The 25,334-nt window shown below is 62.0% G+C and carries 28 protein-coding genes, 6 tRNA genes and 1 riboswitch; of the genes, 16 read left to right on the forward strand and 18 right to left on the reverse strand.

What is annotated here, in order from left to right; all coding sequences use genetic code 11:
• Positions 1 to 72: 72 nt before the first annotated feature.
• The 3 genes from LG294_RS10680 to hisI all read right to left on the reverse strand — a co-directional run bounded on the left by LG294_RS10680 (position 73) and on the right by hisI (position 2,694).
• The gene (locus LG294_RS10680; RefSeq protein ID WP_404285527.1) at positions 73 to 657 is read right to left on the reverse strand and encodes a Trp biosynthesis-associated membrane protein; all 585 of its coding nucleotides are present in this window, start codon (positions 655 to 657) and stop codon (positions 73 to 75) included.
• A complete protein-coding gene (locus LG294_RS10685; protein WP_404285529.1) occupies positions 654 to 2,216 on the reverse strand; it encodes an anthranilate synthase component I in 1,563 nt (520 codons plus the stop codon). Before LG294_RS10685 ends, LG294_RS10680 begins: the two co-directional genes overlap by 4 nt.
• Before the next feature lie 76 nt (positions 2,217 to 2,292).
• Positions 2,293 to 2,694, reverse strand: a complete 402-nt coding sequence (gene hisI, locus LG294_RS10690; protein ID WP_404285531.1) for a phosphoribosyl-AMP cyclohydrolase — start codon at positions 2,692 to 2,694, stop codon at positions 2,293 to 2,295.
• A gap of 116 nt (positions 2,695 to 2,810) precedes the next feature.
• Between hisI and LG294_RS10695 the strand changes: the two genes are divergently transcribed.
• The 3 genes from LG294_RS10695 (at position 2,811) to LG294_RS10705 (ending at position 5,154) form a co-directional block, all read left to right on the forward strand.
• Positions 2,811 to 3,470 (forward strand): TIGR03085 family metal-binding protein, encoded by a 660-nt coding sequence (locus LG294_RS10695; RefSeq protein WP_404285533.1) that lies wholly within the window; start codon positions 2,811 to 2,813, stop codon positions 3,468 to 3,470.
• Positions 3,471 to 3,603: 133 nt separating this feature from the next.
• Entirely contained in the window at positions 3,604 to 4,236 is a 633-nt protein-coding gene (locus LG294_RS10700; protein WP_404285535.1) for a DUF6318 family protein, read from the forward strand.
• A 3-nt stretch (positions 4,237 to 4,239) separates the two neighbouring features.
• On the forward strand, positions 4,240 to 5,154 hold the full coding sequence (locus tag LG294_RS10705; RefSeq protein ID WP_404285537.1) for a hypothetical protein: 915 nt from the start codon (positions 4,240 to 4,242) through the stop codon (positions 5,152 to 5,154).
• Between the two features lie 78 nt (positions 5,155 to 5,232).
• Here LG294_RS10705 and hisF read toward each other — a convergent pair whose 3' ends face one another.
• The 13 genes from hisF to LG294_RS10770 form a co-directional block, all read right to left on the reverse strand.
• Complete coding sequence (hisF, locus tag LG294_RS10710; RefSeq protein WP_404285539.1) at positions 5,233 to 6,003, reverse strand: imidazole glycerol phosphate synthase subunit HisF; 771 nt, start codon at positions 6,001 to 6,003, stop codon at positions 5,233 to 5,235.
• A gap of 26 nt (positions 6,004 to 6,029) precedes the next feature.
• Positions 6,030 to 6,878, reverse strand: coding sequence for an ATP phosphoribosyltransferase (gene hisG / locus LG294_RS10715; RefSeq protein ID WP_404285541.1), 849 nt, complete (start codon positions 6,876 to 6,878; stop codon positions 6,030 to 6,032).
• A gap of 135 nt (positions 6,879 to 7,013) precedes the next feature.
• Positions 7,014 to 7,277 carry a phosphoribosyl-ATP diphosphatase gene (locus LG294_RS10720; protein ID WP_404285543.1) on the reverse strand — a complete coding sequence of 88 codons (264 nt, stop codon included), beginning with the start codon at positions 7,275 to 7,277 and terminating at the stop codon, positions 7,014 to 7,016.
• Positions 7,278 to 7,348: 71 nt separating this feature from the next.
• A complete protein-coding gene (gene ribH, locus LG294_RS10725; protein WP_404285545.1) occupies positions 7,349 to 7,825 on the reverse strand; it encodes a 6,7-dimethyl-8-ribityllumazine synthase in 477 nt (158 codons plus the stop codon).
• 32 nt (positions 7,826 to 7,857) lie between these two features.
• Entirely contained in the window at positions 7,858 to 9,081 is a 1,224-nt protein-coding gene (ribB, locus tag LG294_RS10730; RefSeq protein WP_404285547.1) for a 3,4-dihydroxy-2-butanone-4-phosphate synthase, read from the reverse strand.
• A complete protein-coding gene (locus tag LG294_RS10735; protein WP_404285549.1) occupies positions 9,081 to 9,704 on the reverse strand; it encodes a riboflavin synthase in 624 nt (207 codons plus the stop codon). Before LG294_RS10735 ends, ribB begins: the two co-directional genes overlap by 1 nt.
• 14 nt (positions 9,705 to 9,718) lie before the next feature.
• A complete protein-coding gene (gene ribD, locus LG294_RS10740; RefSeq protein WP_404285551.1) occupies positions 9,719 to 10,777 on the reverse strand; it encodes a bifunctional diaminohydroxyphosphoribosylaminopyrimidine deaminase/5-amino-6-(5-phosphoribosylamino)uracil reductase RibD in 1,059 nt (352 codons plus the stop codon).
• Entirely contained in the window at positions 10,774 to 11,484 is a 711-nt protein-coding gene (gene pnuC, locus LG294_RS10745; RefSeq protein WP_404291726.1) for a nicotinamide riboside transporter PnuC, read from the reverse strand. The genes ribD and pnuC overlap by 4 nt, the downstream gene beginning before the upstream one ends.
• Positions 11,485 to 11,597: 113 nt before the next feature.
• Positions 11,598 to 11,735: riboswitch (FMN riboswitch) on the reverse strand.
• Positions 11,736 to 11,767: 32 nt separating this feature from the next.
• On the reverse strand, positions 11,768 to 12,430 hold the full coding sequence (rpe, locus tag LG294_RS10750) for a ribulose-phosphate 3-epimerase (RefSeq protein ID WP_404285553.1): 663 nt from the start codon (positions 12,428 to 12,430) through the stop codon (positions 11,768 to 11,770).
• Between the two features lie 41 nt (positions 12,431 to 12,471).
• A complete protein-coding gene (locus tag LG294_RS10755) occupies positions 12,472 to 13,986 on the reverse strand; it encodes an RsmB/NOP family class I SAM-dependent RNA methyltransferase (protein WP_404285555.1) in 1,515 nt (504 codons plus the stop codon).
• On the reverse strand, positions 13,983 to 14,915 hold the full coding sequence (gene fmt, locus LG294_RS10760; RefSeq protein WP_404285557.1) for a methionyl-tRNA formyltransferase: 933 nt from the start codon (positions 14,913 to 14,915) through the stop codon (positions 13,983 to 13,985). Before fmt ends, LG294_RS10755 begins: the two co-directional genes overlap by 4 nt.
• Before the next feature lie 3 nt (positions 14,916 to 14,918).
• Positions 14,919 to 15,482 carry a peptide deformylase gene (gene def, locus LG294_RS10765; protein WP_404285559.1) on the reverse strand — a complete coding sequence of 188 codons (564 nt, stop codon included), beginning with the start codon at positions 15,480 to 15,482 and terminating at the stop codon, positions 14,919 to 14,921.
• A gap of 90 nt (positions 15,483 to 15,572) precedes the next feature.
• Positions 15,573 to 16,418 carry a cytochrome gene (locus LG294_RS10770; protein WP_404285561.1) on the reverse strand — a complete coding sequence of 282 codons (846 nt, stop codon included), beginning with the start codon at positions 16,416 to 16,418 and terminating at the stop codon, positions 15,573 to 15,575.
• A 194-nt stretch (positions 16,419 to 16,612) separates the two neighbouring features.
• On the opposite strand from LG294_RS10770, the gene LG294_RS10775 reads away from it, so the two are divergent.
• The 8 genes from LG294_RS10775 to LG294_RS10810 all read left to right on the forward strand — a co-directional run bounded on the left by LG294_RS10775 (position 16,613) and on the right by LG294_RS10810 (position 18,966).
• Positions 16,613 to 16,685, forward strand: a tRNA-Gly gene (locus tag LG294_RS10775).
• A 55-nt stretch (positions 16,686 to 16,740) separates the two neighbouring features.
• Positions 16,741 to 16,811: transfer RNA gene (locus LG294_RS10780), tRNA-Cys, on the forward strand.
• Positions 16,812 to 16,835: 24 nt separating this feature from the next.
• Positions 16,836 to 16,907: transfer RNA gene (locus tag LG294_RS10785), tRNA-Val, on the forward strand.
• A 34-nt stretch (positions 16,908 to 16,941) separates the two neighbouring features.
• Positions 16,942 to 17,014: transfer RNA gene (locus LG294_RS10790), tRNA-Gly, on the forward strand.
• Between the two features lie 55 nt (positions 17,015 to 17,069).
• Positions 17,070 to 17,141 (forward strand) — tRNA-Val (locus LG294_RS10795).
• Positions 17,142 to 17,169: 28 nt separating this feature from the next.
• Positions 17,170 to 17,245 (forward strand) — tRNA-Gly (locus LG294_RS10800).
• A gap of 166 nt (positions 17,246 to 17,411) precedes the next feature.
• Positions 17,412 to 17,633: an antitoxin gene (locus tag LG294_RS10805; RefSeq protein WP_404285563.1), complete on the forward strand. Its 222-nt coding sequence runs from the start codon at positions 17,412 to 17,414 to the stop codon at positions 17,631 to 17,633.
• A gap of 145 nt (positions 17,634 to 17,778) precedes the next feature.
• Positions 17,779 to 18,966, forward strand: coding sequence for a benzoate/H(+) symporter BenE family transporter (locus LG294_RS10810; protein WP_404285565.1), 1,188 nt, complete (start codon positions 17,779 to 17,781; stop codon positions 18,964 to 18,966).
• A 22-nt stretch (positions 18,967 to 18,988) separates the two neighbouring features.
• On the opposite strand, the gene zapE is transcribed toward LG294_RS10810, so the two are convergent.
• Positions 18,989 to 20,029 (reverse strand): cell division protein ZapE, encoded by a 1,041-nt coding sequence (zapE, locus tag LG294_RS10815; RefSeq protein WP_404285567.1) that lies wholly within the window; start codon positions 20,027 to 20,029, stop codon positions 18,989 to 18,991.
• Between the two features lie 215 nt (positions 20,030 to 20,244).
• On the opposite strand from zapE, the gene LG294_RS10820 reads away from it, so the two are divergent.
• From LG294_RS10820 to ybaK, 3 genes are read left to right on the forward strand one after another with little or no spacing between them, the layout of a single operon-like run.
• A complete protein-coding gene (locus LG294_RS10820) occupies positions 20,245 to 21,159 on the forward strand; it encodes a sulfurtransferase (protein ID WP_404285569.1) in 915 nt (304 codons plus the stop codon).
• On the forward strand, positions 21,156 to 21,590 hold the full coding sequence (locus tag LG294_RS10825) for a SufE family protein (RefSeq protein WP_404285571.1): 435 nt from the start codon (positions 21,156 to 21,158) through the stop codon (positions 21,588 to 21,590). Before LG294_RS10820 ends, LG294_RS10825 begins: the two co-directional genes overlap by 4 nt.
• 37 nt (positions 21,591 to 21,627) lie before the next feature.
• Positions 21,628 to 22,134, forward strand: coding sequence for a Cys-tRNA(Pro) deacylase (gene ybaK, locus LG294_RS10830; RefSeq protein ID WP_404285573.1), 507 nt, complete (start codon positions 21,628 to 21,630; stop codon positions 22,132 to 22,134).
• On the opposite strand, the gene LG294_RS10835 is transcribed toward ybaK, so the two are convergent.
• Positions 22,125 to 23,342, reverse strand: coding sequence for an alpha/beta hydrolase (locus LG294_RS10835; RefSeq protein WP_404285575.1), 1,218 nt, complete (start codon positions 23,340 to 23,342; stop codon positions 22,125 to 22,127). The two genes, ybaK and LG294_RS10835, sit on opposite strands and share 10 nt — an antisense overlap.
• 56 nt (positions 23,343 to 23,398) lie before the next feature.
• On the opposite strand from LG294_RS10835, the gene msrB reads away from it, so the two are divergent.
• Together msrB and LG294_RS10845 are read left to right on the forward strand one after the other, a co-directional pair.
• On the forward strand, positions 23,399 to 23,812 hold the full coding sequence (gene msrB / locus LG294_RS10840; RefSeq protein WP_404285577.1) for a peptide-methionine (R)-S-oxide reductase MsrB: 414 nt from the start codon (positions 23,399 to 23,401) through the stop codon (positions 23,810 to 23,812).
• A gap of 147 nt (positions 23,813 to 23,959) precedes the next feature.
• The gene (locus LG294_RS10845) at positions 23,960 to 25,333 is read left to right on the forward strand and encodes a DUF6421 family protein (protein WP_404285579.1); all 1,374 of its coding nucleotides are present in this window, start codon (positions 23,960 to 23,962) and stop codon (positions 25,331 to 25,333) included.
• The last annotated feature ends 1 nt before the right edge of the window (position 25,334 follow it).

Below are 25,334 nucleotides of genomic sequence, written 5' to 3' on the forward strand. Positions count from 1 at the left end.
ACTATTCTGCCACTTGGACTTGGCGATGGCCTATTCCACGGCGCTTCGTTGCGTCCCGGTGGGCAGAATCACTTACTGGTTGCCGCTGGTGGGATCCTCGCCCTTGGAGAGCTGCTCCCAGTCCGAGATCCCGCGCGATTGCGCGTCCTTGGCCGCGGGGGCCGCGGAAACCTCCCGATCGTACTTCGAGCTTTTTTTCCACCCGCCGCAATAGATCAGCACCAGAATTCCCTGCAGCACGATGATCGCCCCGGCCACCACGGTCAGCGAGGGCCAGAGCGAGACGGTGTACTGCCCGGCGCCGCTGGTCAGCCCGGTGGCTTCGGCCACCGCACCGGCGGCGGCAGCCTGCGGGTTGGTGACCGCTTGGACTCCGGCGGCGATGACCGCGATGCCTGCCAGCAAGGTGATCAGGCCGATCAGGTAGCGGGCGATCTTCCCGGCGATCAGCAGGGCGAGCGCCCCGGCGAGCACCGCGACGCACAGGGCGGTGACGGAAGCGGCGGCGGTGGACCCGTCGACGACGATCGCCGGCACCTGCACGGTGCCCGATTCGACTTGGACGACCACCCAGGTGCGGGTGGCGGTCCACAGGCCGGCCAGGGCTCCGAGGATGCCAAGCAGTGCGGTATTGCGGGCGGTGAGATGTTTTTTCACTTGGTTTCACCAGTTTCGGTATTGGCTTGGCGCATCGAGCCGGCGGCCCAGACCGCACGCAGCGGAGCGGCGGCCTTATTAACTGTTTCCAGCGCTTCGTCGGCGAATTTCGAGTCGTTCACGATGCCGCCTCCGGCCTGGACGTAGGCGCGGTGATCCTTCAGCAGCGCCGAGCGGATCGCGATGGCCATGTCCATGTCGCCGGCGAAGTCCAGGTAGCCCACGACCCCGCCGTACACCCCGCGGCGGTAGGGCTCGTACTCGTCGAGCAGCTGCAGCGCCCGGGGTTTGGGCGCCCCGGAGAGCGTGCCGGCCGGGAAGGTGGAGGCGAGCACATCGTAGGCGTCCACGTCTTCCCGCGCCTTGCCGACCACGTTGGAGACCAGGTGCATGATGTGGCTGAAGCGCTCCACCTCCATGAACTGGGTGACTTCCACGGTGCCGGCCTGGCAGACGCGGGACAGGTCGTTGCGCGAGAGGTCCACCAGCATCAGGTGCTCGGCGCGTTCCTTCTCGTCGGCCAGCAGCGACTTCTCGTGCAGCTGGTCTTCCTCGTAGTTCGCCCCGCGCGGGCGGGAGCCGGCGATCGGATGGGTGACCACGTGGGAGTCGTTGACCGTGACCAGCGCCTCCGGGGAGGATCCGACGATCTCGAAGGGCTCGCCGTCCTCGTTCTCGAAGTTGAACAGGTACATGTACGGGCTCGGGTTCGTCGCGCGCAGCACCCGGTACACGTCCAGCGCATCCGCCTTGGTTTCCAATTCGAAGCGGCGCGAGACCACGATCTGGAACACCTCCCCGTCGACGATGGCCACCTTCGCCTTCGCCAGCGCCTGGAGATACTCGTTTTCGTCCCAGGAATGGCTGACCGCTTCCATCAGCGCCTCGCGCGGCACGTCGGTGCCCTGCAGGGTGATGGCGGTCGAGTCCACCGGGGTTCCGAGCTGGTCGAGCATCTTCTGCAGGCGCGCCACCGCGGCATCGTAAGCCGCCTCGGCGTGCTCTTCGCGGCCATCGAAGTTGATCGCGTTGGCGATCAGCGTCACGGTGCCCTCGGTGGCGTCGTGCGCCGCCATGTCGGCGACCAGGTTCATGCTCAGCTCGGGGATGTTCAGGTCATCGACCGGCGGATTGGGCAGGCGCTCCCAGTGGCGCACGCACTCCCAGCCGATGAAGCCGACCATGCCGCCGGTCAGCGGCGGCATTCCCGGCACCGGTTCGGTGTGCAGCGCGCGAACGGTGTCGCGCAATACGTCCACGCTCACCCCGCCGGTGGGTAATCCCTCGGGCACATGCCCCTGCCAGTAGGCCTCTCCGCCGCGCGTGCTCAGCGTCGCGGGCGAATTCACTCCCACAAACGAATACCGGCTCCACACCCCGCCGGGGGCGGCCGACTCCATCAGGAAGGTGCCGGGGCGGCCGCCGGCCAGCGAACGGTACAGTCCGATCGGGGTCAGCGAATCGGCCAGCACCGAGATGGTGACCGGAATGACCCGGCGGGTCGGTGCCATGGCCAGGAAGGCCTCGCGGGAAGGGGAAATCTTGCCTAGGGTTTTCATTCAGCTTCTTTTCAAACGCTTAAACTTTGAGGACGCCCGATGCTTGCCTGGGCGTTCGTGGGGTGTCAGGCCCGATTTATTCGGGGCGGTGACCGATGGCCGCGGGCAACTGCCGATCGGTAAAGCAGGATTCGGTGCCGGTATGGCAGGCCGCGCCCACCTGGTCGACCTTCAGCAGCAACGCGTCGCCGTCGCAATCAAGGGCGGCGGACTTCAGGTACTGCCCATGCCCTGAGGTGTCTCCCTTGCGCCAGTATTCCTGGCGGGAGCGTGAGTAGAACGTGACCCGCCCGGTGGACAGCGTGCGGCGCAGCGCTTCGTCGTCCATCCAGCCGAGCATGAGCACCCGTCCGGTGTCATGCTGCTGCACGATCGCGGCAAACAACCCGTTCGCATCGCGTTTCAACCGTTGCGCTATCTGCGGGTCGAGGGTTTCTGATTCGGGGCTCCAATTCGAGCCGCTCTGAGAAGTAGACATCCCCTTTAGCATACTGGGTTCTCCGCCTTCATCTCCCGAGCGTGACGCACCGCTTAGAGCCGATCGTAACCGCTTGACGACACCCGCAGTCGATTACGCCCAAGAACCGCCAACCCGTGCTAGTTTCAGAGGTGATGCACCTAGTTCAAGCTTCCAGATTGGCGTTGGCCGAGACCCTGCTAGCAGCGGGCCCCACCGCCGACACTCTGTGCGCCGGTTGGCAGACCCGCCACCTCGCCGCGCACTTAGTCCTCCGCGAAAATTCTCTGCTCAGCGCCGGCGTTGTGCTTAAGCCGCTCGCCTCGAAACTCGATGTGCGTCTGCAAGAGCTTGCCGACGACGCGCAGAAGCCCGAACGATACGCGGCCCTGGTGCGCCGCTTCCGTGCCGGGCCCAAGGGCTACTCCCCCTTCGCCTTTGAAAAGCTGGACAAGGCGCTGAACCTGAACGAGTTCTTCATTCACACCGAAGATGTGCGCCGTGCGCGCAGCCAGTGGGCTCCCCGTGTGTTGGACAATGAATACACGGAGTTGCTGTGGCAATCTCTTATCAAAACCTCGCGCTTGTTCTTCCGCAAGGCCCCCGTCGGCATAATCTTGTGCCGTCCGGATGGGCAACGCCACGTGGCGAAGAAGGCTCCGAATGCCGTCTCCATTAATGGGCCGGTCACGGAGCTGATGATGTACGCCTCCGGGCGCACCGATGAAGCACTAGTTACCTTCGAAGCCGGTCAAAGCGCGCTGCAGATTATCCGCGGCTACCACCCCTCGATCTAGGTTTCATTACTAAACTCGACTAGGTCTGACGGCCTCGAGTTATCCACACTTTTCGCGCATACTCTCCCAATAACGACTCAAGGGGTCTAGGATATCGCTCAAACGCGATCCTCGACATGCTCGGAGAGTTCTCATGAACACTCGGAAAATTGCAGTGGCACAATCTATCGTTTTGGCTTGTGCATTGACGGTTACAGCTTGCACGGGCGGCACTTCTCCGCCGGACCCGACTCAGTCTTCTAGCCCGGTGGCGCAAGAATCGGAACCTACCGAACCAAGCCCGACACCGACGAAGCCCAAATACGAGCCTGCGACCGCTAAGGGTCCGGCGAAGAACGTTCCAAAGCCACAGATGCCAGAGCTTGCAAAAAAACATAATGAAGAAGGTGCAATTGCCTTCGTCAAGCATTACTTCGACTTAGTTAATTATTCTCTCGAAACGCATACTGTCGGCGACATAACCAAGGTAACGAAGCGTAGTTGCAAGGTCTGTGGCGACAACCTAATCGATCCCGTTAGGGGTCGAGCAAAGCTCAAGTACTGGCAGGTCGGCGGTCAGTACGAGGCGGATGTTGAAAGCGTCAAAAAAACGAGCAGCACCGAAGCCATCCTGTCTTTTTCAGCAACAGCACAGAAGACAGAGATCTACTCTGCAGCCAACAAGCTTGTCGCACGTGGCCTTGCCTCAGAAGAACCGATAACAGGGATCACAATCCTTCGTTGGGACAACGGTTGGAAAATGTTCGATCTGAAATTCTCGGAATAAGAAATGCAACACCATATATTGATCTCTGCATTTGCGGTCTTCCTAAGTTTTTCAGGTACGCAGCCTTTTGAGTCGACTGTGCCGGTTCTTGCTACTGCCGAGTCGGCGTTAGTCTGTCCTTATTTAAATCAATTCCACAATAATCAAATAGAAGTCCTAGTTGAAGAATGCGACAAAAATTATGTCGAAACCGATCCCTACCACCAAGAACGACCTGACCTAATAAACCACCAACCAAAACAACGTTATGAAGTAGAATACCTCGACGGATGCGTTATCGGATTGGAACAATTTCGCGGCTGTAATCAAAATCCGGATTCCGTTCTTTGCGAGAACGGAACGTCACCGTATTCGCGCATAATAAGGTTCATCGGAGGACCGCGTGACGGAGAAACACAAATTACGCATCAAATATGCCCAGAAGATAACGTACCTATTGACCTTCAAGACGCCGAAATAATTGAACGATTAGTAATCACACCTGCTGAATTCAGGAAATTCCCCATTCGTGGTTCAAATGTGGAGAGCGATCCCCAAAAATTCTCACTTCGCAACGGCCACACACACTTGTGGGCAGAAGGCGATACTCAGGATTTCAACACAGACATTAGAGGCGTTCCCACAAAGCTAAGGGCCATACCAGTCGCATGGAATTGGACATATGGGGATGGCAAGACTCGGAACCTAGACTTCCCAGGTCAGCCAGCACCGGAGCATACGCTTCGGGACGAAACGCCAACAAGTCATTCTTTTGAGGAAACAGGCACCTACAGCGTTGGGCTCACAACGTTGTTCCGTGGAGAATTTAGCGTCGATGGCGGCCCGTGGCAGGCAATCCCGGGACAAGCTGCAGTACCCAGTAATCCAATCGAAATCGACGTATGGCGAACCAAGAAACAACTCATAGCCACGGATTAGATCCTGCCGAGAACAATTCTTGATGGACACAAAAATGGGCCAGTTCAAAAAGAACTGACCCATTTTTTCGTAGAAATGTTAGCGCACCGGATAGCCGGCTTCGCGAATCTTTTCCTTCACCTTAGCGATCATGTCGGTAGGTCCGAAGTGGAAGATCGAAGCAGCCAAGACCGCGTCGGCTCCGGCTTCGATTGCCGGCGGGAAGTCTTCCGGTTTACCCGCGCCGCCAGAAGCGATCAAAGGAACTTTTACGGCCGCGCGTACGGCGCGGATCATTTCCAGATCGAATCCGTCCTTGGTGCCGTCCGCATCGATCGAATTCAGAAGTATCTCGCCTACGCCACGTTCGGCCGCATCCTTAGCCCAAGCTACCGCGCACATTCCGGTCCCGGTCCGGCCACCATGCGTGGTGACCTCATAGCCCGAGGCGATCGATGGATCGTCAGTACGACGTGCGTCGAGGGAAAGCACCAAGACCTGCGAACCAAAACGTTCGGTAATCTCGTTGATCACATCCGGGCGAGCCACCGCCGCGGTGTTGATCGATGCTTTGTCGGCGCCATTTCGCAGCAGGCGATCGACGTCTTCCGCTGCTCGGACACCGCCGCCAACAGTCAACGGGATGAAAACCTCTTCGGCCGTATGCCTTACGACTTCGAAGGTTGTCTCCCGGTCCGAGCTGGAAGCTGTCACGTCTAGGAAGGTGAGTTCGTCGGCACCGGCCAAGTTGTAACGCCGGGCCAGTTCCACAGGGTCTCCGGCATCGCGAAGACCTTCGAAGTTAATGCCCTTGACGACACGTCCAGCATCGACGTCCAGGCACGGAATAACACGGATTGCTACGCTCATGAGCTGTATCTCCTAAGGTGGCGTGGCTAGATGCGGCAGGCGTGGATCTGGCTGACCAGAATCGCGCGAGCCCCAACGTCGTACAGCTCGTCCATGATGTTGTTGGTTTGCGACTTCTTGACCATCGCGCGGACGGCGCACCAGTCGGAGTTCGCCAGGTCTGAGACGGTTGGCGATTCCAGACCAGGAGTCAAAGCGCAAGCCTCTTCGACCTGAGTGCGGCGAATGTCGTAGTCCAGCATGACGTACTGACGGGCGACTAGCACGCCGGACAAACGGCGGATGAGCACATCAAGACCGGCCGGCTTGTGGCCGACACGTCCGATGAGCACGGCTTCCGACTGGAGAAGCACGTCGCCGAAGATTTCCATTCCGGCAGCCTTGATGGTGTTGCCGGTTTCGACCACATCGGCGATCGCATCGGCGACACCAAGACGCACGGAGGACTCAACTGCACCATCCAGGCGGACGACACTCGCGTCAATCCCCTGCTTCTTCAGGTAGTGGGCCAGAAGAATGTCATAGCTGGTGGCAATGCGCTTGCCATTGAGCTCCTCGACGGAGTTGAACGCTCCGATGGGGGCGGCGAAGCGGAAGGCGGACTTGCCGATGCCAAGGGATAGCTGCTCCTCGACATCGTCGTCGACATCTGCATCGAGGTACAGGTCACGACCGGTGATTCCTACGTCAAGGATGCCGCGGCCTACGTAAACGGCGATATCGCGCGGACGCAGGTAGAAGAATTCAACGTTGTTTTCCTCATCGACCAGAACCAGTTCGCGAGAGTCTCGGCGCTGAAGATAGCCGGATTCCTTGAACATGGTTGAGGCGATTTCGGAGAGGGCACCTTTGTTGGGCAGGGCTACGCGAAGCATTTAATTACTCGTTTCATGAGTGTGGCGCCGGGCGATATGCCAAAAACAAGCGCCAAGGATCTAATTGGCCGTTGTTACTGCCGCCGAGCGGTGTCTACGACCGGGTTTGAAAACCCGGTCGTAGCAGCGCGACGGCTATAGATGCTTGTAAACGTCGGCCAAGGTCAGACCCTTGGCAATCATCAAAACCTGCAAGTGGTAGAGCAGCTGGGAGATTTCCTCGGCTGTTTCCTCGTCACTTTCGTACTCGGCGGCCATCCAAACTTCGGCGGCCTCCTCCACAACTTTCTTGCCGATGCCGTGAACACCGGAATCAAGTTCGGTGATGGTACGAGAGCCTTCCGGGCGGGTTTGGGCCTTGAGCGATAGTTCGCTGAAGAGCTCGTCAAAAGTTTTCACGTCTACAAGACTAGCGTTTTTCCTGCCGACGCCCGAATTTTCCACGCCTATTGTGACGCCCGATGCGGGCATTAGCGCAGGGCTGCGACGGTCATCACAGCTGCTGAGAAGGCTTCGTAGCCTTTATCCTCGCTGGAACCTTCCAGACCCGCGCGGTCCAGCGCCTGCTGCTCGTCGTCGCAGGTGAGTACACCGAAACCGACAGGGACTCCGGTGTTCACCGAAACGTCGGTAAGGCCGTTCGTGGCCGCGAGGCAGACAAAGTCGAAGTGCGGTGTCCCGCCGCGAATCACCACGCCCAGGGCGACGATCGCATCGTAGGACTTGGCCAGCGTGCTTGCGGCTACCGGAAGTTCGAAGGTGCCTGGAACGCGAATCAGGCTCGGATTATCGATCCCCGCGTCGCGCGCGGCTCGCTGCGCGCCGTCGATAAGGCCGTTCATGACGACCTCGTGCCAGCTGGCGGCGACGATCGCGACCTTCAAGCCTGAAAGATTCAGTGCTTTGAGCTCATCGGCGACGTTTGTCGGGGCTCCATGCTTGCTCATGTTTTGATCCTTAAAGATTGTGTGATGGTGCTTCAGAAGCTGGTTTTGGTGTCCGGCAGTTGCAGGTCGTGGCCGAATCGCGACTGCTTGGTGCGCAGGTAGCTTTCGTTTTCGCTGCGTGGGGCGATCCTGCTGGGCACTAATTCGCTCACCTTCACGCCGGCCTGGGTGAGCTTGGCCTGCTTGTCGGGGTTGTTGCTCAGCAGGCGGATCTCATCGATCCCCAGGTGCTTCAGGATTGCCGCTACCGCGAAGTACTCGCGCGCGTCGGCGGGGAAACCCAGGTGGAGGTTTGCGTCGAGGGTGTCCACGCCGGTTTCCTGCAGCGCGTAGGTGCGCAGTTTATTGAACAGTCCGATGCCGCGCCCCTCGTGGCCGCGCACGTACACCAGGTGCCCGCCCTCGGCCGCGATCTGCTCCAGGGCCGCATGCAGCTGTTCGCCGCAATCGCAACGGTAGGAACCGAACACGTCGCCGGTGAGGCATTCGGAGTGGATGCGCACCAGGTTCGTCGCCCCGTCCAGGGTGGGTGCCGGATGGCTGAGCACGATGTGCTCGTGGCCCTCCACGCTGGCGGCCCGGGCGCTGAAGGTGCCAAAGGGGGTGGGCAGCGAGACGGCTTCGGTCAGCGAGATTTCATCGTTGACGCGGCGCCACCGGGCCAGATCATCGATGCTGACCAGCGGCAGCTCGTGAGCCGCGGCGAAGTCGCGCAGATCATCGAGGCGCATCATCGAACCGTCGTCGTTCACGATCTCACCGATCACGCCCACCGGTTCCAGACCCGCGCCACGGCAGAGATCCACCGCGGCCTCGGTGTGGCCGCGGCGTTCCAGCACGCCTCCGGCGGCGGCGCGCAGCGGGAAAATATGCCCCGGGCGGCTCAGCTGAGCTGCCTCGGCGGCCGGGTCCGCCAGCAAGCGGGAGGTGAGGGCACGGTCGGCGGCTGAAATTCCGGTGGTGATTCCGCTGGCCGCGTCGCAGGAGACGGTGAACGCGGTGCCCTTGGAGTCCTGGTTGATGCCGACCATCGGGGCCAGGCCCAATTCATCGGCGTGTGCCGCTTCCAGCGGCACGCAGATGACCCCGGAGGTGTAGCGGATGGTGAAGCCCATCAGTTCGGGGGTGGCGAATTGCGCGGCGAAGATGATGTCGCCTTCGTTTTCGCGGTCTTCATCGTCCACCACGACCACCGCTTTCCCGGCGGCGAGGGCGGCCAGCGCGGTGGGGATCGAGTCCAGTTCCTTGCGGGGCATTATTTGCCGCCTCCGAACGCGTTCAGCCGTGCCACGTATTTCGCGAGCACATCCACCTCGATATTGATGGCGTCGCCGACCTGGCGGGAGCCCATGGTCGTTTCCTTCAGCGTGATCGGGATGATGCCGACCTCCACCCAGTGGGCTCCGGCAGCGGCCGGCGCGGAGACCGCGGTGATGGTCAGCGAGATGCCGTCCAGCGCGATAGAGCCTTTTTCCGCGGTGAGCGGGGCGTATTCATCGGGCAGCCCGATTCGGAAGGTGGTCCACTGGCCGTGCTCTTCGCGGGCCAGCACCGTGCCGACGGTGTCCACATGTCCCTGGACCACGTGGCCGTCGAGCCGCCCGCCAGCCGGGGTGCAGCGTTCCAGGTTCACGATCGAGCCGGAGCGCAGTTCCCCGGTGCTGGTGCGGCGCAGGGTTTCTCCCATCACGTCAACGCTCAGGGTTTCGCCGTCCAGCTCGGTGGCGGTCAGGCAGACGCCGTTGACTGCCAGCGAACCACCGAGGCCCAAGTCCTCGGTGTGGCCAGGTGCCTTCAGGGTGAGGACTGCGAGATCCTCGCTCGGGTGGTTTTCAATTCCCAGCACCGTGCCGGTGCCGGTGATAATTCCGGTAAACATTGTTTGGGGGTCCTTTAAAGAGTGCGGGGTGCGCGTTCGGGCAGCGGTTCCAGATGCATCAGCACATCCGCATCGAGGCGGGTGAGCGCGTCGGATTGGTGGGCGTCGAGCCTGAAATGACGGGCCTGGGACAGGGTGGTCACCGAGTTGATGTTCACCGAGGTGCTTCCGGCCCCGATGATTACCGGTGCCTGGTAGCAGTAGATCTCATCGGCCAGGTCCGCTTCGATAAACGCCGAGGCGATGATCGAGCCCCCCTCGATGAGCAGGTGGTTGAAGCCAAGTTCGGTGGCGCGGCTGACAAGTTCTCTGACGTCGTGGGTGCGCAGCTGCTCCCAATGGTCGTCGTATGCCAGCGCCAAGTCCTCGGGCAGCTCCCGGTTGCCCAGCACAATGCGGTAGGGCTGGTGTTCGTGCAGTCCCCCGGCGGCGGTGCGCGCGGTCAGCCGCGGATCATCGGCGATGACGGTATTCGTGCCGACGACGATCGCGTCCACCCGGGAACGCAGCCCATGTGCGTGGTTGCGCGAGGCGTCCCCGGTGATCCACTGGCTGCTGCCGTCCGGGGCATTGATCCGCCCATCCAGGGACTGGGCGGTTTTCACGGTGATGAACGGACGGCCTTCCGCCTTGGCGCGGAACCACCGGTGGTTCAATTCCCAGGCGGCCAGATGCTGATCGCTTTGGGTGACGGTGATCCCGCGCGAGCGCAAGTAGTCAGCTCCCCCGCTGGCGGTGGCGGTTTCATCGCTCATCGCGTAGTGCACATGTCCGATGCCGGCGTTCGCAATGGCCTGCGCGCAGGGTCCGGTGCGCCCGCGGTGGTTGCATGGCTCCAGGGTGACCACCATGGTCAGTTCCGCCGCCTGGTTGCGATCCATGCGGCCCAGCCGGCGCAGCGCATCGATCTCGGCGTGCGGGTTGCCGGCGCCCAGGTGGAAGCCGGTGGCGATCACGCGTCCGGCCCCGTCGAGCACGCACGCGCCGACCAATGGATTCGCTCCACGGGCTCCGCGTTGCGCCGCTTCCAGCGCCGTGCGTAGCGCCTGGTCCAATTCGCTCTGCCCGATCATAATTGCTTTCCTTTGATCGTAGGGTCTAGCATTTCGGTTTCGATCTGCGGTTTTTCATCCTTTTTCGCCTTCATCCAAACGAAGAAGCCGACGATGGTGAAGCCGCCGTAGAACAGGTACATGAAGGCGCTGGCGTAGTAGCCGGCGGAGAAGAGCAGCGGCACGCCGACCGCGTCCACGGCAACCCAGATGAGCCAGAATTCGACCCAGCCCTTAGCCATGCCATAGGTGGCCAGCAGCGAACCGACGAAGGTCCACGCATCGGCCCACACCGGATCGTAGGAACCTAGCATCCTGAACAGCGGTGTCACCGCAATGGTGCCGACGATGAGCATGGCGATCAAGCCCACGCGCTCATTGGTCGTAGCCCATTTCGGGGTGACCGCATGGCCGCCGTCCACCCCGTCGCGGGCCTGCTTCCAGCGCACCCAGCCGTAGAAGGACACCGCGATGAACATGATCTGGCGGCCAGCTTGGCCCCACAGGTTGGCGGTGTAGCCGGTGTCGAAGATGCTGCCCAGAAAGACCGTGAGGAGCAGGAGGTTGCCGACAATGCCGACGGGCCAGGCCCAGACTTTGCGGCGCATGCCGCCTAGCGCGCTGGCCAGGCCAAAAATATTGCCGACGACTTCGCGCACCAGAAGTGCCGAGGAGCCGATCGCAATTTGTGAGTTGAAAGCTTCAATGAGCCACCGCAGAATATCCATCATTCACCCTTCTCGAAGCGGCGGCTCCGGGGGTGTGCAGTTGATGGGCCTATGGCTTTGTGATCGTTCGGCTCGCTCGAGCGGAACGGCTGGTTAAGCCATGGCAAATCAAACCCGTGCTTCTCCCTTCCAGACTTTAACTGTCGGTACCGGAATTTCACCGGCTCAACCGCATCCTTGGCTTGTGGCCTTGGCAGCGGGTCGCGGACTATAACCGCCGGTTCGGACTTACACCGACCCCGGAGCACGTATTCGTGTTTACTAGTGCCTAGTTTGACACATTTTAATGACTGATGCGTGCAAGATTTCTTAATGCGTCAATTTCCGCCGCCGGTTCCGGCGCGGAGTAGACGGCGGATCCGGCGACGAACACGTCGGCCCCGGCTTCGGCGGCGCGCAGAATCGTATCCCGCGAGATGCCCCCGTCAACCTGGAGCGCGATCGGCTTGCCGGTTCCGGCAATGGCCTTGGCCGTGCGTCTGATCTTGGGGAGCACCAGATCGAGGAACTTCTGCCCGCCGAAACCCGGTTCGACGGTCATCAGCAGCACCATGTCCAGCTCGCCGAGCATATCCAGGTACGGTTCGATGGGAGTGGCCGGGCGCAAGGCCATGGACGCCTTCGATCCGGCGGCGCGCAGCTCGCGGGCCAAGCGGATCGGCGCCGCGGACGCCTCCGCATGGAAAGTGACCGAGTCCACCCCCAGCTGGGCGTATTCCGGGGCCCAGCGATCGGCGTTCTCGATCATCAGGTGCACGTCGATGGGCAGGTCGCTGACCTTTTCAAGCGCATCGACCACGGGCAGCCCGAGGGTCAGATTCGGCACGAAGTGATTGTCCATCACGTCCACATGGACCGCGTCGGCGGTGTGGATGCGCGCCAGTTCACTGGCCAGGTTGGCGAAATCCGCGGACAAGATCGACGGATTAATGCGCGGGTTGCTCATCGGTGCTCCTTGGGATGGGAGGGTGGATTTTGTTGCGCGGGCTACGCGCTTTTGGTGATGATCGCCATGAACATGGCGTCGGTGCCGTGGATATGCGGCCATAGCTGGGCGGTGCTGCCGCCTGCCAGCTCGTGCCCGGAGGCGGGAGTGCCGGCCAGTGCAACGGCGGAAACCGCGGCTCCGGTGTCCAGCAATGCCGCGGTGGGGTTCGACTTCAGGAAATCTTCGACCACCAGACGGGTTTCGGCCATATGCGGCGAGCAGGTCACGAATCCGATGACGCCGCCGACGCGAACCGCGTTGAAAGCGGCGGCAAGCAGTTCGCCCTGCAAGCTGGTCAGCTCCGGGATGTCGCGTGGCTGCTTGCGCCAGCGCGATTCCGGGCGGCGGCGCAGGGCACCGAGCCCGGAGCAGGGGGCATCGACCATGATCCGGTCGTAGTCCCCCGCGAATTCCTCGGTTCCGAACTCGCGGCCGTCCTTGGTGGTGATCATCCAATAGTCCCCGGGAACTGCGGACATCGACTGTTCGACCAGGCGCGCACGGTGCTCGGTGGGCTCGTTCGCGGTGAGCCTGGCGTCGCGTTGCACCGCCAGCGCGCCGAGCAGCGCGGCCTTGCCGCCGGGGCCTGCGCAGAGATCCAGCCAGTACTTGTCATCGCCGTCCACCGGAAGTTTCACGGCGGCCAACGCGCGGGCCACGAGCTGGCTGCCGGCATCCTGCACACGCACGGTGCCTTCGCGCACGCCGGGCACGCGGGCCACATCGCCGTGCTTGTAGGTGGCCGATTCCTCGACCAGGGTCCCCGGCTCGGCGCCGGCTTCCATGGCCGCTTCCAAGGTGCCCAGCCCGGGCAGCGCGACCAGGTTGACCACCGGAGCCAGGTTGTCCGCTTCGAGTAGCTCGGCAAGCTCTCCGGCCTCGCGGCCGTGGGCGATGAGGGCACCGCGCAGGGCGCGGACGATCCAATCCGGGTGGGAATGCTCGATCGAGAGTTTTTCGGACTCGCTGGCCGCGTCGGCGGTCAGCAGTGCCTTCCACTCTTCGGGTTCCTTAACGCTCACCTTGCGCAGCACCGCGTTGATCAGCCCGGAAGGCCCGGCGCCGATCTGCGCACGTGCCAGCGACACGGTCTCATCGAGGGCCGCATGCTTTGGCACGCGCATGGCCAGCAGCTGGTGGGCGCCCAGGCGCAGAGCGTCGAGGATTGCCGGGTCCAGTTCGGCCAGCGGACGGTCAACCAGAGTGCTGAGGATTGCGTCGTAGAAGCCCTGGGAGCGCAGCGCGCCGTAGGCAAGTTCGGTGGCGAAACCCGCGTCACGCTTTTCCAGGTGGTGTTCGCGGATCATCTTAGGCAGGACCAAGTTGGCGTAGGCATCCTTTGCGGAGACCTCGCGCAGCACCTTGAAGGCCACCAGCCGGGCTGGATCCGCCGCGCGTTTGCGCTGGCCCGGAGCCGACTGGCTGAACTTTCGAGGGCCATCGCCCTGGCCGCGGTTTCGGGTGCGGCCCGCTTCGTTGCGTCGTGGTTCGTTTACTGATTCGTGCCCGCTCATGCGAAGCTCACTTTCGTTCCCTGGGTCAGTACGCCGCGAGCCCAGTCGGAGGCGTTCATCATTTTCTTGCCTGGAGGTTGGATGGTCGAGAGTTCCAGCGCCCAGGTGCTAGTGCCCACGTAAACCATCGGGTGCTTGCCCGGTTCGATGTGCACTTCCCCCGGTGCCAGCTCAGTCATTTCGCGGCGCTCACGCAGCGGGCCGAACTTGTAGCGTGCCTGATCCGCGGTGGCCCAGGCGCCCGGAAATGGGCTGGTGCCATGGGCGCGGCGGCGGATTTCGGTGGCCGTGCGGCTGAAGTCCAGCTGCGCGTCGACGTCGGTAATTTTAGGTGCGTAGGTATGCGAGCCGCTTTGCGGTATCGCCACCGCTTGACCCGCATCAAGTGCCTGCAGGGTTTGCACCAGCAAGGTGGAACCGGATTCGCTGAGCCGATCGAGCATGGTCCCGGCGGTGTCCAGCTCCCCGATCCGCTCGGTGACCTGCCCGAAGACCGGGCCGGTGTCGAGCCCGGTTTCCAGCTGGAAGGTTACCGCGCCGGTGATGTCGTCGCCGTGGATGATCGAGTGCTGCACCGGGGCGGCGCCGCGCCAATCGGGCAGCAGCGAGAAATGCAGGTTGATCCACCCGTGCCGCGGCACGTTCAGCGCGGCCGCGGGAACCAGCCCACCGAAGGCGACGATCGCCGCTGCATCCAGCTTCAGCTCGGCTAGTTCCGCGGTCACTTCGGCGTCGATCTTATTCGATTTGATGGTGCGCAGTCCCAGCTGCTCGGCGCGGGCTGCGACCGGAGAGGGGGTGAGCACGCGCTTGCGTCCCAGCGGCGCGTCGGGGCGGGTCAGCACGGCGGCGATCTCAAAACCGGCGGCGTGCAGGTGCTCCAGCGAGGTGACGGCGACCTGCGGGGTGCCTGCGAAGAGGATGCGCATAGGTTAGTTCCCCATTCCGGCGCCGAAGCTGGATCCGAGGAATCCTGCGCGTTGCGCCACGGTGGCGGTAGCTGTCTTTTCGTAGTCGCTGGCACGCAAGGTGCGCCAGGCGGCTTTCTTCTCCGCCGGGGCCAAGCGATCCAGGAAGAGGATGCCGTCGAGGTGATCGGTCTCATGCTGCACGCAGCGCGCCAGCATCCCCTCACCCTCGATGCGGACCGGTTTTCCGAATTTGTCGTAGCCGGTGGCAACCACGTGGCGGCGGCGTGGCACCGGAGCGGAAATGCCCGGGATCGAAAGGCAGCCTTCGATCTCGTCGGGCTGGAAATCTTCGCTCAGCTCGAGCACCGGGTTGATGATGTGTCCACGTTCCTTGCCGATCTGGTAGGTGAACACACGCAGTGAGACTCCGACCTGGGGCGCCGCTAGGCCCGCACCATCAACGTTTTCCATGGTCTGGTCCATATCGTCGACCAGCTTTTGGATTTCCGGTCCAAACTCGGTCACCTCCTGCGCTGGTGTGCGTAGAACGGGATCACCGATGATCCGAATTCCCAAAATCGCCATAGTACGTGCGGCTCCCTCTGCGTTGGTCGACTATCCGCTAGCCTCGGGCGCGCCGACGCTAACCACACCAGTCTACGGTGCGCCCGGCTTCTAGGAATGAGGTGGCGGCGTGATCTCGACCAGAGCGGCTCGTGCCTTGGAGATTTTGAACTGCGCCTCCCAGTTGCGGCGCAGCGCATAGAACTTGGACCAGTAATCGGGCAAGGCAGCCGGTGGCGCCATAAAAGTTCGGGTGCCGCTCTGCCCAAGGGCCACGGCGAGCAGCATCGAATCGGTTCCATAGGGCCACTGCTCCCAGCTGCCAGCGTCGGCGTCCACCACTTGCTCTTCGGCTTTGGCCGCGGCAGCCAGCTGCATGATGACCTTGTCGTCGGGGGTTTTCACCATCCCCTCACGATCGGTGCCTTTGGTCTTGTAGTCCAGCAAGCACACCTTCCCGCCGATGCGGGCGACCAGGTCGATGGTTCCGGCGTAGCCTACGGTTTCGTTCCAGACGGTCACCTCCGTTGCCAGCGGCTCCACCCGGTACTGTTCCCACCATTTTTCGAAGTGCGTCGCGAAACCCAGTTCATCGTTGGCCTCCAAGGCCGAGCGCGCCGCCTCTAGATCCTCTGACTCACCCAATGCACGCAATGCGTACTGTTCGGCGTAGTTGTGCACGCGGTTCCCCCGGGCAGCAGCGGTATCGCGATAGCGTTCGGCCGCGGCCGCAGAGTCACGCACCAGAGATCGCATCTTGCCGGGTTGCGACAACGCATCGGACAATCGCTGATCTTCGGAGAGGGACTTGGCGGCCATGTATCCAGCCCAACCAGAGAGATCCATTTTGTCCATCCCGATCACCGTGGTGATCGATGGGACAGTGGCTTCGGCTCCCACCTGACGGCTGTACATTCGCCCTAGATCTGTTTGAATCGCAAGTTTTGGTGACGTCATGCACACGATCATGGCACGAGCGGTGGACGCTTTGTTCCTAGTCCGAACGAGAATAACTAATTTTCCGCGTAGTTCCGCGGGTTTTCGGCCATGTGAACCAGATCTCACGCTCTCGATTTGGAAGCTTGCGGAAACTCGTATAGAGTTTTTACTCGTTGGAGCGAACGGAAACGGCGCGAAAACAAGCACTTTTTGCGGACATAGCTCAGCTGGTAGAGCGCAACCTTGCCAAGGTTGAGGTCGCGAGTTCGAACCTCGTTGTCCGCTCGCAGAAAGATTCATCGACTAAGTAAAATTAGTCACCTCGGCTTCGGCCGAGTTTGGTGGGGTGGCCGAGAGGCGAGGCAGCGGCCTGCAAAGCCGTTTACGCGGGTTCGAATCCCGTCCCCACCTCGCAAAGAGGTATAAATCTTTTTTGCGCGATTGGCGCAGCGGTAGCGCGCTTCCCTGACACGGAAGAGGTCACTGGTTCGATCCCAGTATCGCGCACTGAGTTTTGATTTTCGGATCAACATTCAAAAATGCGGACATAGCTCAGCTGGTAGAGCGCAACCTTGCCAAGGTTGAGGTCGCGAGTTCGAACCTCGTTGTCCGCTCTGAGAAATCAGAGTTTTTTACTTTGTTTCTGTCGAGATTCTTCGGAATCCTTCGGCGCGATTGGCGCAGCGGTAGCGCGCTTCCCTGACACGGAAGAGGTCACTGGTTCGATCCCAGTATCGCGCACTGAATATTAGTTTTTGCTGGTATTCATGCGGTCATAGCTCAGCTGGTAGAGCGCAACCTTGCCAAGGTTGAGGTCGCGAGTTCGAACCTCGTTGACCGCTCCATTACAAGAAAATGGGAATCACTCCAAGTGATTCCCATTTTTGTTTAACTTCGGATTGCACAACACGCCCGGGAATTCTAAAAGTCTTCCATGCGAAGGCTTTTCGCTTTAGTGTGGATAACAGTTGTGGAGCTATAGGGGTTCCCACCGTCGAATGGAGGTGCAGCATGGCAGGATTTGATGATCTGCGTGGCAAGGCAGAGGAATTCGCGCAGCAGAACCCGGATCAGGTCTCAGATGGAATCAACAAGGTCGGCGATTTTATCGACGACAAGACCGGCGGCAAGTTCGCAGAGCAGGTTGACGGTGCCCAGCAGGGTGCTAACGACTACCTCGGTGGACTTGGCGGAGGCGCTGAGGAAAACGAAGGCGAGAACAACCAGGGCTAATCCCTTGGTGATCTTGCTTCGGCCTTGACCAAGCATCCTTGAAAGGTACCGACCTCTGGTCGGTACCTTTCTTGTTTAACTTCATATGCGGGCTGTGACGTGCGCCGATTAGCATTGCGGAGATTGAAACCTGTAGAAAAAGAATATGACTCGACGCACTAATGCCACCGCGGATGGCATGGCCCAGGCACTCATCGCCGGTTTCATCACCACCATGGTGGGATTTGTTGCATCCTTCGCGGTGGTGCTTGCCGGATTGTTCCAGGTGGGCGCATCCGTTCAGCAGGCTGCTTCCGGGTTGCTGATCTTGTCCCTATGCGTCGGGCTGAGCACCATCGTGCTCTCCCTGCGTCACCGCGTGCCGATCAGCATTGCGTGGTCCACCCCTGGTGCGGCGATGCTCGCGGCGCTGGCCCCCGGGGCATTCGGCTTTGCCGAGGCGGTGGGCGCGTTCATCGTGGGCGGCGTATTAATCATGCTCTCAGGGCTGATTCCGGCTCTGCATCGGATGCTGACGCGCATTCCGGTGCCGATCGCCCAGGGTATGCTCGCCGGCGTGCTGATTCCGCTATGCCTGACTCCCTTTACCGCCTTGGGCACGATTCCGCTGCCGGCCTTGGGGATCCTGCTGGTGTTCTTCATTGGGCTGCGGTTGCTGCCCAAGTTCGCTGTGGCGCTGAGCATGCTCGCTGCGGTCGGATTCGGGCTGTGGCATATCGGGCGCACCGGCGCTTGGGGCCAGCTTGAGCTGCTGCCGCAATTGCAGTGGGTCTCCCCCGAATTCTCCTGGCAGGCGATCGCCAGCATCAGCGTGCCGCTATTCATCGTCACCATGGCCTCGCAGAATATTCCGGGGGTCGCGGTGCTCGGGACCTTCGGATACACGTTGCCATGGCGCTCCTCGATGCTGGTCACCGGGGCAGGCTCCTCGGTCGGCGCGCTCTTTGGCGGGCATGCGATCAACCTGGCAGCGATTACCGCGGCGCTGGCCGCAGGCGAGCAGGCTGGAGCGGACCCGTCCCGTCGTTGGCGGGCGGCCACCAGCTCCGGGGTGTGCTATCTCATCTTCGCCGCCCTCAGTGCGCTGATCGTCTCCGTGGCCAGCGCCTCGCCGCAGGGCTTGTTCCAAGCGGCAGCCGGATTGGCCCTGCTGGCCACGCTGGGAAATTCGCTGCTCGGGGCGATGGCCGATGCGTCCTGGCGGCTGAGCGCCTTGGCCACCGTATTGGTGGCCGCAGGAAATCTCACGCTCTTCGGGATCGGCGGCGCGTTTTGGGCGTTGGTCGCCGGGCTGTTAACGCACTTCATCGTCGAGCGTGGGGCTCGACGATGAAGTTGCCGGTGTGGCGCTTTGCCTAGAGGGCCGGCTCTCCGGCCTGCCCCTCGCGGGCCAAGGCGGTCAGCCTGGAGACCGCCCGGTAGTACTTCTTCTGGTAGCCGCCGGACATCATTTCCGGGGTGAACAATTCACTGAATGGCTTGCCCGAGGCAATAATCGGGACATCCTTGTCATACAGGCGGTCTGCGAGCACCACGAAGCGCAGCGCGATCGACTGATCGGTGATGGTGTCCACATTGTGCAGCACCAGCGCGTCGGTTTCTGCCAGCAGCTGGCGGTAGCGCGAGGGGTGGACCTTGTGCAGGTGGGCGACCAGGTCAGCGAAATCATCAACCGCGAGGGTCTTGCCCGCATAGCGTTCGGCCGCGAAGTCCTCGATGGCGCCGTCCTCCAGTGGCTTGGGCGCGTCGGGCAGACCGCGATGGCGGAAGTCCACGCCGTCCACGCGGTGCACGTCGAACTGCTCGGAGAGGGTTTTGATTTCGCGCTGGAAATCCACCGCGGCGAAGCGGCCCTCGCCGAGGGCGCCGGGCAGGGTGTTGGAGGTGGCTGCGAGTTTCACGCCCGCATCGGAGAGTTCGCGCATCAACCGGGACATCAGCACGGTGTCCCCCGGATCGTCGAGCTCGAATTCATCGATGCAGACCAGCTTGTACTCGCTGAGCACGTCAACGGTGCGGCGGAAGGAGAGCGCGCCGACCAGGTTGGTGTATTCCACGAAGGTGCCGAAGGCCTTCGGACCGGGGCTGGCATGCCAAAGCGAGGCGAGCAGGTGGGTTTTGCCCACTCCGAAGCCGCCGTCGAGGTAGATGCCGTTTTTGGTTTCCGCTTTCTTGCCGAAAAGCTTGGAGAACAGGCCGCCACCGTTGTTCTTGCCCACGGTTTGGGCGAAGTTGCTCAGTTTGGTGACCGCTTCGGCCTGCGAGGGCTGGTTCGGGTCCGGGCGGTAGGTATCGAAGGACACCTCGCCGAAACGGTAGGACGGGTGGAAGCCGGCCAGCAGTTCATCGACCGAAAGGTTCGGTGTGGTCTGTGTCAGGTGGATGATCTTGGCCATGCGTTCGAAGGTGTCCTTTAGATTGGCGTGCGGGTGATGATGCGGGTCTGCTGCCTTGGCCCATCGGCCAGTTTACCTTGGCGGGGGCGCGAAAATGGAGAACAATGTCGCACCCCACACGAATGCGCTGCCGCGGGGACTAGGCTAGAAGGTGAGAATGCGGCCGCCGCTTCGTGCGTCGGCCAGAAACCGAACTATGAGGAACGTGATCACGCATGTCGCTGCCTGTTGAGAACAACCCGAACTACGCACAGTATGCCCACCCCGAACGGCTGGTCTCCAGCGATTGGCTGGCGGCAAATCTGGGGACCGAGAACCTGGTGGTGCTCGAATCCAACGAAGATATCCTGCTGTACTCCACCGGCCACATCCCCGGCGCGCTGAAGATCGATTGGTTCACCGAGCTGAACGATGAGGTCACCCGCGACTACGTCGAAGGCGAGGACTTCGCGGCGCTGATGTCGGCAAAAGGCATTAGCCGCGATACCACGGTGGTGCTCTACGGCGACAAGTCCAATTGGTGGGCTGCATACGCTTTGTGGGTTTTCACCCTGTTCGGCCACGAAGACGTGCGGCTGCTCGATGGCGGGCGCGACAAGTGGATCGCCGAGGGAAGGGAGCTTTCCACCGAGAAGCCTTCGGTGGTAGCCGCGGACTACCCGGTCATCGAACGCGATGATTCGGTGATCCGCGCCTACCTGCCGCAGGTGCTGGAGCACCTGGGAAACCCGCTGATCGATGTGCGCTCCCCGGAGGAATACACCGGCGAACGCACTCATATGCCTAACTATCCCGAAGAGGGCGCAATGCGCGGCGGGCACATCCCGAGCGCCGCCTCGGTGCCGTGGGGCAAGGCAGCGGCGGCGGATGGCACCTTCAAGCCTCGCGCGGAGCTGGAAGAGATCTACCTGGCCGAGGCCGGATTGCAGCCCGGCGATGAGGTGGTGGCTTACTGCCGCATCGGTGAGCGCTCAAGCCACACCTGGTTTGTGCTCAAGCACTTGCTCGGCTTTGAGACCGTGCGCAACTATGACGGATCCTGGACCGAGTGGGGTAATGCGGTGGGCGTGCCGATCGTCCGCGGCGAAGCGGCCGGCGCAGTTCCAGCCAAGCGCGGGATCCGCGCATGAGCGCGCTGACCCCGGCATTGGCCGAGATCGTCGAAGAGTTCACCGAGGTTCCGGAAGCTGACCGGCTGGAGCTGCTCTTGGATTACTCCCGCGAACTGCCCGAATTGCCGACGCGGTTGGCCGAGCACCCGGAACTCTTCGAGCAAGTGGTTGAGTGCCAGTCCCCGCTGTTCCTGATCGTCGAGGTGAGCGCCGACCAGGTGGTGAACCTGTTCTTCTCCGCGCCGCCCGAAGCGCCGACCACTCGCGGCTTCGCCTCGGTGCTGGCCGCCGGCTTGGATGGCTGCCCGGCCGCCGAGATCTTGGCGGTTCCCGAGGATATGCCAGCGTTGTTGGGTCTTTCCCGGGCATTGTCACCGTTGCGGATGCGCGGCATGACTGCGATGCTGGCCCGGATCAAGCGCCAGATCTCCGAGCAGCTGGCCGCGTAGCCGCGCAAGGCCAGGGGCTCAACGAAGGACAAAGGCAGTGGCGAAGAAAATGAAGGCGGCCTCCACCCCGGCAACGCTCGCGCTGGACACGGCGGGCATCAAGTACGTGGCGCACAGCTACAGCCACAGCGATTCGGCCGAGAGCTACGGGGCGGAGGCCGCGGAGCAGTTGGGCGTCAGCGGGGATCGGGTGTACAAAACGCTCATGGTCTCCACGGGCGCCAACTCCAGCCAGGAGTTGGCGGTGGCGATCGTGCCGGTGGATGCGACCTTGGATCTGAAGTCCGTGGGTGCGGCGCTAGGCAGGAAAAAGGCCCAGATGGCCGATAAAGCGACCGCACAGCGGCGTTCGGGCTATGTGCTGGGCGGAATTTCCCCCTTCGGCCAGCGGCAAAGCTCGCCGACGGTGCTCGATGCCGGGGCGCTGAACTTCGAAACCATCTTCATTTCCGGCGGGCGGCGCGGCTTCAGCTTGCAGCTGCGCCCGCAGGATGCGGTGAAGACCCTCGATGCGCTGGTGGCGGCGATCGCCGCTCAGCGCTGAGCGGCGAGGCGTTCGGTGAGGAATTCGCGGATCGCCGCGGCAAAACCTTGCGGGTCGCTGTTGGGCTCGCGGGTATGCCCGGCCCCGGTGAAGACTCGCAGGGTGACCAGATCCGGGCGCAGCGCAGCCAGTTTCAGGCTGGGCCCGTAGGGGACGAATTGATCGTCTTGGCTGTGCATGATCAGCGTCGGGTGCTCCAGTTCGCTGGCCCGGTCCACCCAGTTAAGCCGTTTGAGGTTCACCGGGGCCGCGAGCCCGGTGACCCAGCGTCCGGCGCGATTGGTGAGCAGCCAGCCGGCAAAGAGTCCCACCGTTTGCGGGATCTTATTGAGCCGCGCCTGGTGGGAGATCACATCGACCCAATTAATCACCGGACCCACGAGCATCAGCGAATCGATATAGAGGGCTAGCTCGGAGCGGTCCGCGGTTTGCAGGCTGATCGCTCCGCCCATGGACCAGCCGAGCAGGACAATCTGCGTGGCCCCATGATCGCGGGCGTATTGGACCGCGGTTTGCACGTCGTGCCATTCGGTATCCCCCAGCCCGTAGCGGCCATCGGCCGCATTCGGGGCGAGCCCGTCGTTGCGGTAGCTCATCAGCAGGACCGTGGCGCCAATTTCGGTGAGCACCGGCAGCGCGCGAATGGTTTCGTTGCGCCGCGCGCCCCGCCCGTGCACCCCGATCACCCAGAGGTCCTTGTGGCTGGTGCCCGGCACGAGCCAGGCCGGTCCGGTGCCCACCGCCAGCTCCAGTTCGATATCCTGCGCGGCGATGCCGAGGTCTTCGGGATGTTCGTAGATGGCTCCGGAGAGGTATCCGCGGCGCACCCCTTCCAGGCTCCCGCGGTAGATGTGTTCGAGCTTGCGGGCGATCAGCCGCGGTTTGCCGGGTACCGCCCGTGGTGCCGAAAGCCTGGCGACACAGGTCTCTCCCTCGGAGATGAGCGAGCATCCGCCAGGATCGGCGGTGTCCGCAACTTTGAGGAAGTGCAGCCAGAGCTGGCCTTCCTCGTCGGTCACGATCTCGCGGATGATGGCGTTGCCGGTGCGCCGCTCTTCGGGAGTGACCACGCGCCGGGCAAAATACCCGGCCAGCGCGGAAACGCTCGCGGCCAGCAGCGAGCCGGCTGCAATGCCCAAGCCCACGCCGATCAGCGTCGCGGGCACCGTTTTACGCGGTTCTAAGGTTTCGACTATGTTCCGGGCCATGCCCCCATACTCTCAAATGCGGCTTCGGGAATCATCTAGCGACGCAAATCGTTTGCATGAGTATGAGCGAAGAATCGAAGAAGACAGAGATCGACTGGCAGCAGATCCTTTCCCCGGAGGAATTCCACGTCTTGCGCCAGGCCGGAACCGAACGACCATTCACCGGTGAATACTGGGATACCACCACTGAGGGAGTGTATTCCTGTCGCGCCTGCGGCGTGGAGCTTTTCGCGAGCGGCACGAAGTTTGACGCCAGCTGCGGGTGGCCCTCATTTTATGCCCCGCTGGCCGAGGATCGGGTGCGTTACATAACGGACGAGTCGATGGGCATGAAACGTGTTGAGGTGCGTTGCGCGAATTGCGATTCGCATATGGGCCATGTGTTTGAGGGGGAAGGTTTCAAGACACCGACGGACCTGCGTTTCTGCATGAATTCGTTGAGCCTGACCTTGCGGGAAACGGAGGGCTAAAACCTCTGACCGTCGTGGGGTGCACCTCACATCAAGCATTAGTGATGCTTACTCATGAGTGACTGAGCAACACTAATTCTGTTCTTTGAGCGTAGCGTTATAGCTAGGCCACGAATACGACCAAAGAACTTGAAAAGGTGCCCCACGATGACCCAGCTCTCCCACAACGCACAGGCAACCGCGCAGATGCTAGCCACCCATGATGCATGGCTGGCGCTGAAGGCGGCGGCCAGTGATTTCCAGAGCCTGCAGTCCAAGGACGGCTCCCTGGCCGAGGCCGCAATGCAGCCACGCGCCAGCGGCCTGATCGCTATCATCGTCGACGCCATCGATGAGCTGCTGCCGCATTTCGCCCACGATGCGAACTACTTGCAGGCGCTGATCGCTGACCTGAAAAAATGGGAAGCACATGGCTTCGGCACCCCGGACTTCTTGGACGCACTGCTCGAATTCCAGCCGCAGTCCCAGCGTGAAGACGGACTTCTGCATCTGGTGCTCTTCCCGATGTACACGCAGAACGGTTCGACAAACCGCCACCTCGAAGCCGTGCTGGTGCAGGTCATATGGCCGGACTTCATCGCGCAGCTGGAGGCGGGCAGCTACTCCAACGCATTGTTCGTGCCGTTGCGTTTCATCGATTTCACCGCCGGCTACGACACCAACTCCGCGGTACTCTTCCCCGAATCGGTCGCCATCCGCGAAACCCCTTCCTTCACTTGGGGTGCCATCTTCCAAGACCGTGAGGCGGCCCGCTTCCGCAAGGTGCTCAAGGAAGCCGCGGCAATCACCAACCTGCAGCTGCCTGCCGATGCGGCGCAGCTGCTCACCGATCAGCAGCTGACCGAAGAAACCTTCATCATGTGGGATCTGATCCACGACCGCACGCATATGCGCGGGGACCTGCCCTTCGACCCATTCATGATCAAGCAACGCATGCCATTCTTCCTCTACTCTCTGGAAGAGCTGCGTTGCGATCTGACGGCATTCCGCGAATCCATGAAGATCGCCGCCGACCCGGCTAGCGATGCGGAAGCGGCGCACACCGCGAAGCTGGTGCAGTACGCAGTCATCTTCGACCGGATCTTCCGTTTTGCGATCACCGGCTCGCGGGTGCGCAACTACGACGGGCTCGGCGGACAACTGCTCTTCGCTTGGATGCACCAGCACCACGTCCTGCACTGGACCGACACCAAGCTGAGCATCGACTGGGATCAGGTGCCCGAGGTGGTTGCAGCCTTGGGGGATGCGATCGACGAACTGTATTGGAAGTCCATCGACCGCCCGAAGCTCGCCCATTGGCTGGCTGCCTATGAGCTAGTCTCCGCCACCGTCACCCCGAACCCGGCTTCGGTGTGGGCCAAGGGGCCAGAGGCCTTGCCGCTGACCGCGCCGCTGCGTGAAATAACCGATCAGGTGCTGGACGATGAGTTCCCGCTGTCGATGTTCTACGAGGCGCTGAACAAGAAAATGGCGGCGGTGATCGAGTCCACCCGCGGCATGACCGGCGCCACAAGCATCTAGG

Origin of the sequence: Glutamicibacter arilaitensis (genome assembly GCF_044793945.1) — a bacterium.
Taxonomy (GTDB): Bacteria; Actinomycetota; Actinomycetes; order Actinomycetales; family Micrococcaceae; genus Glutamicibacter; species Glutamicibacter arilaitensis_B.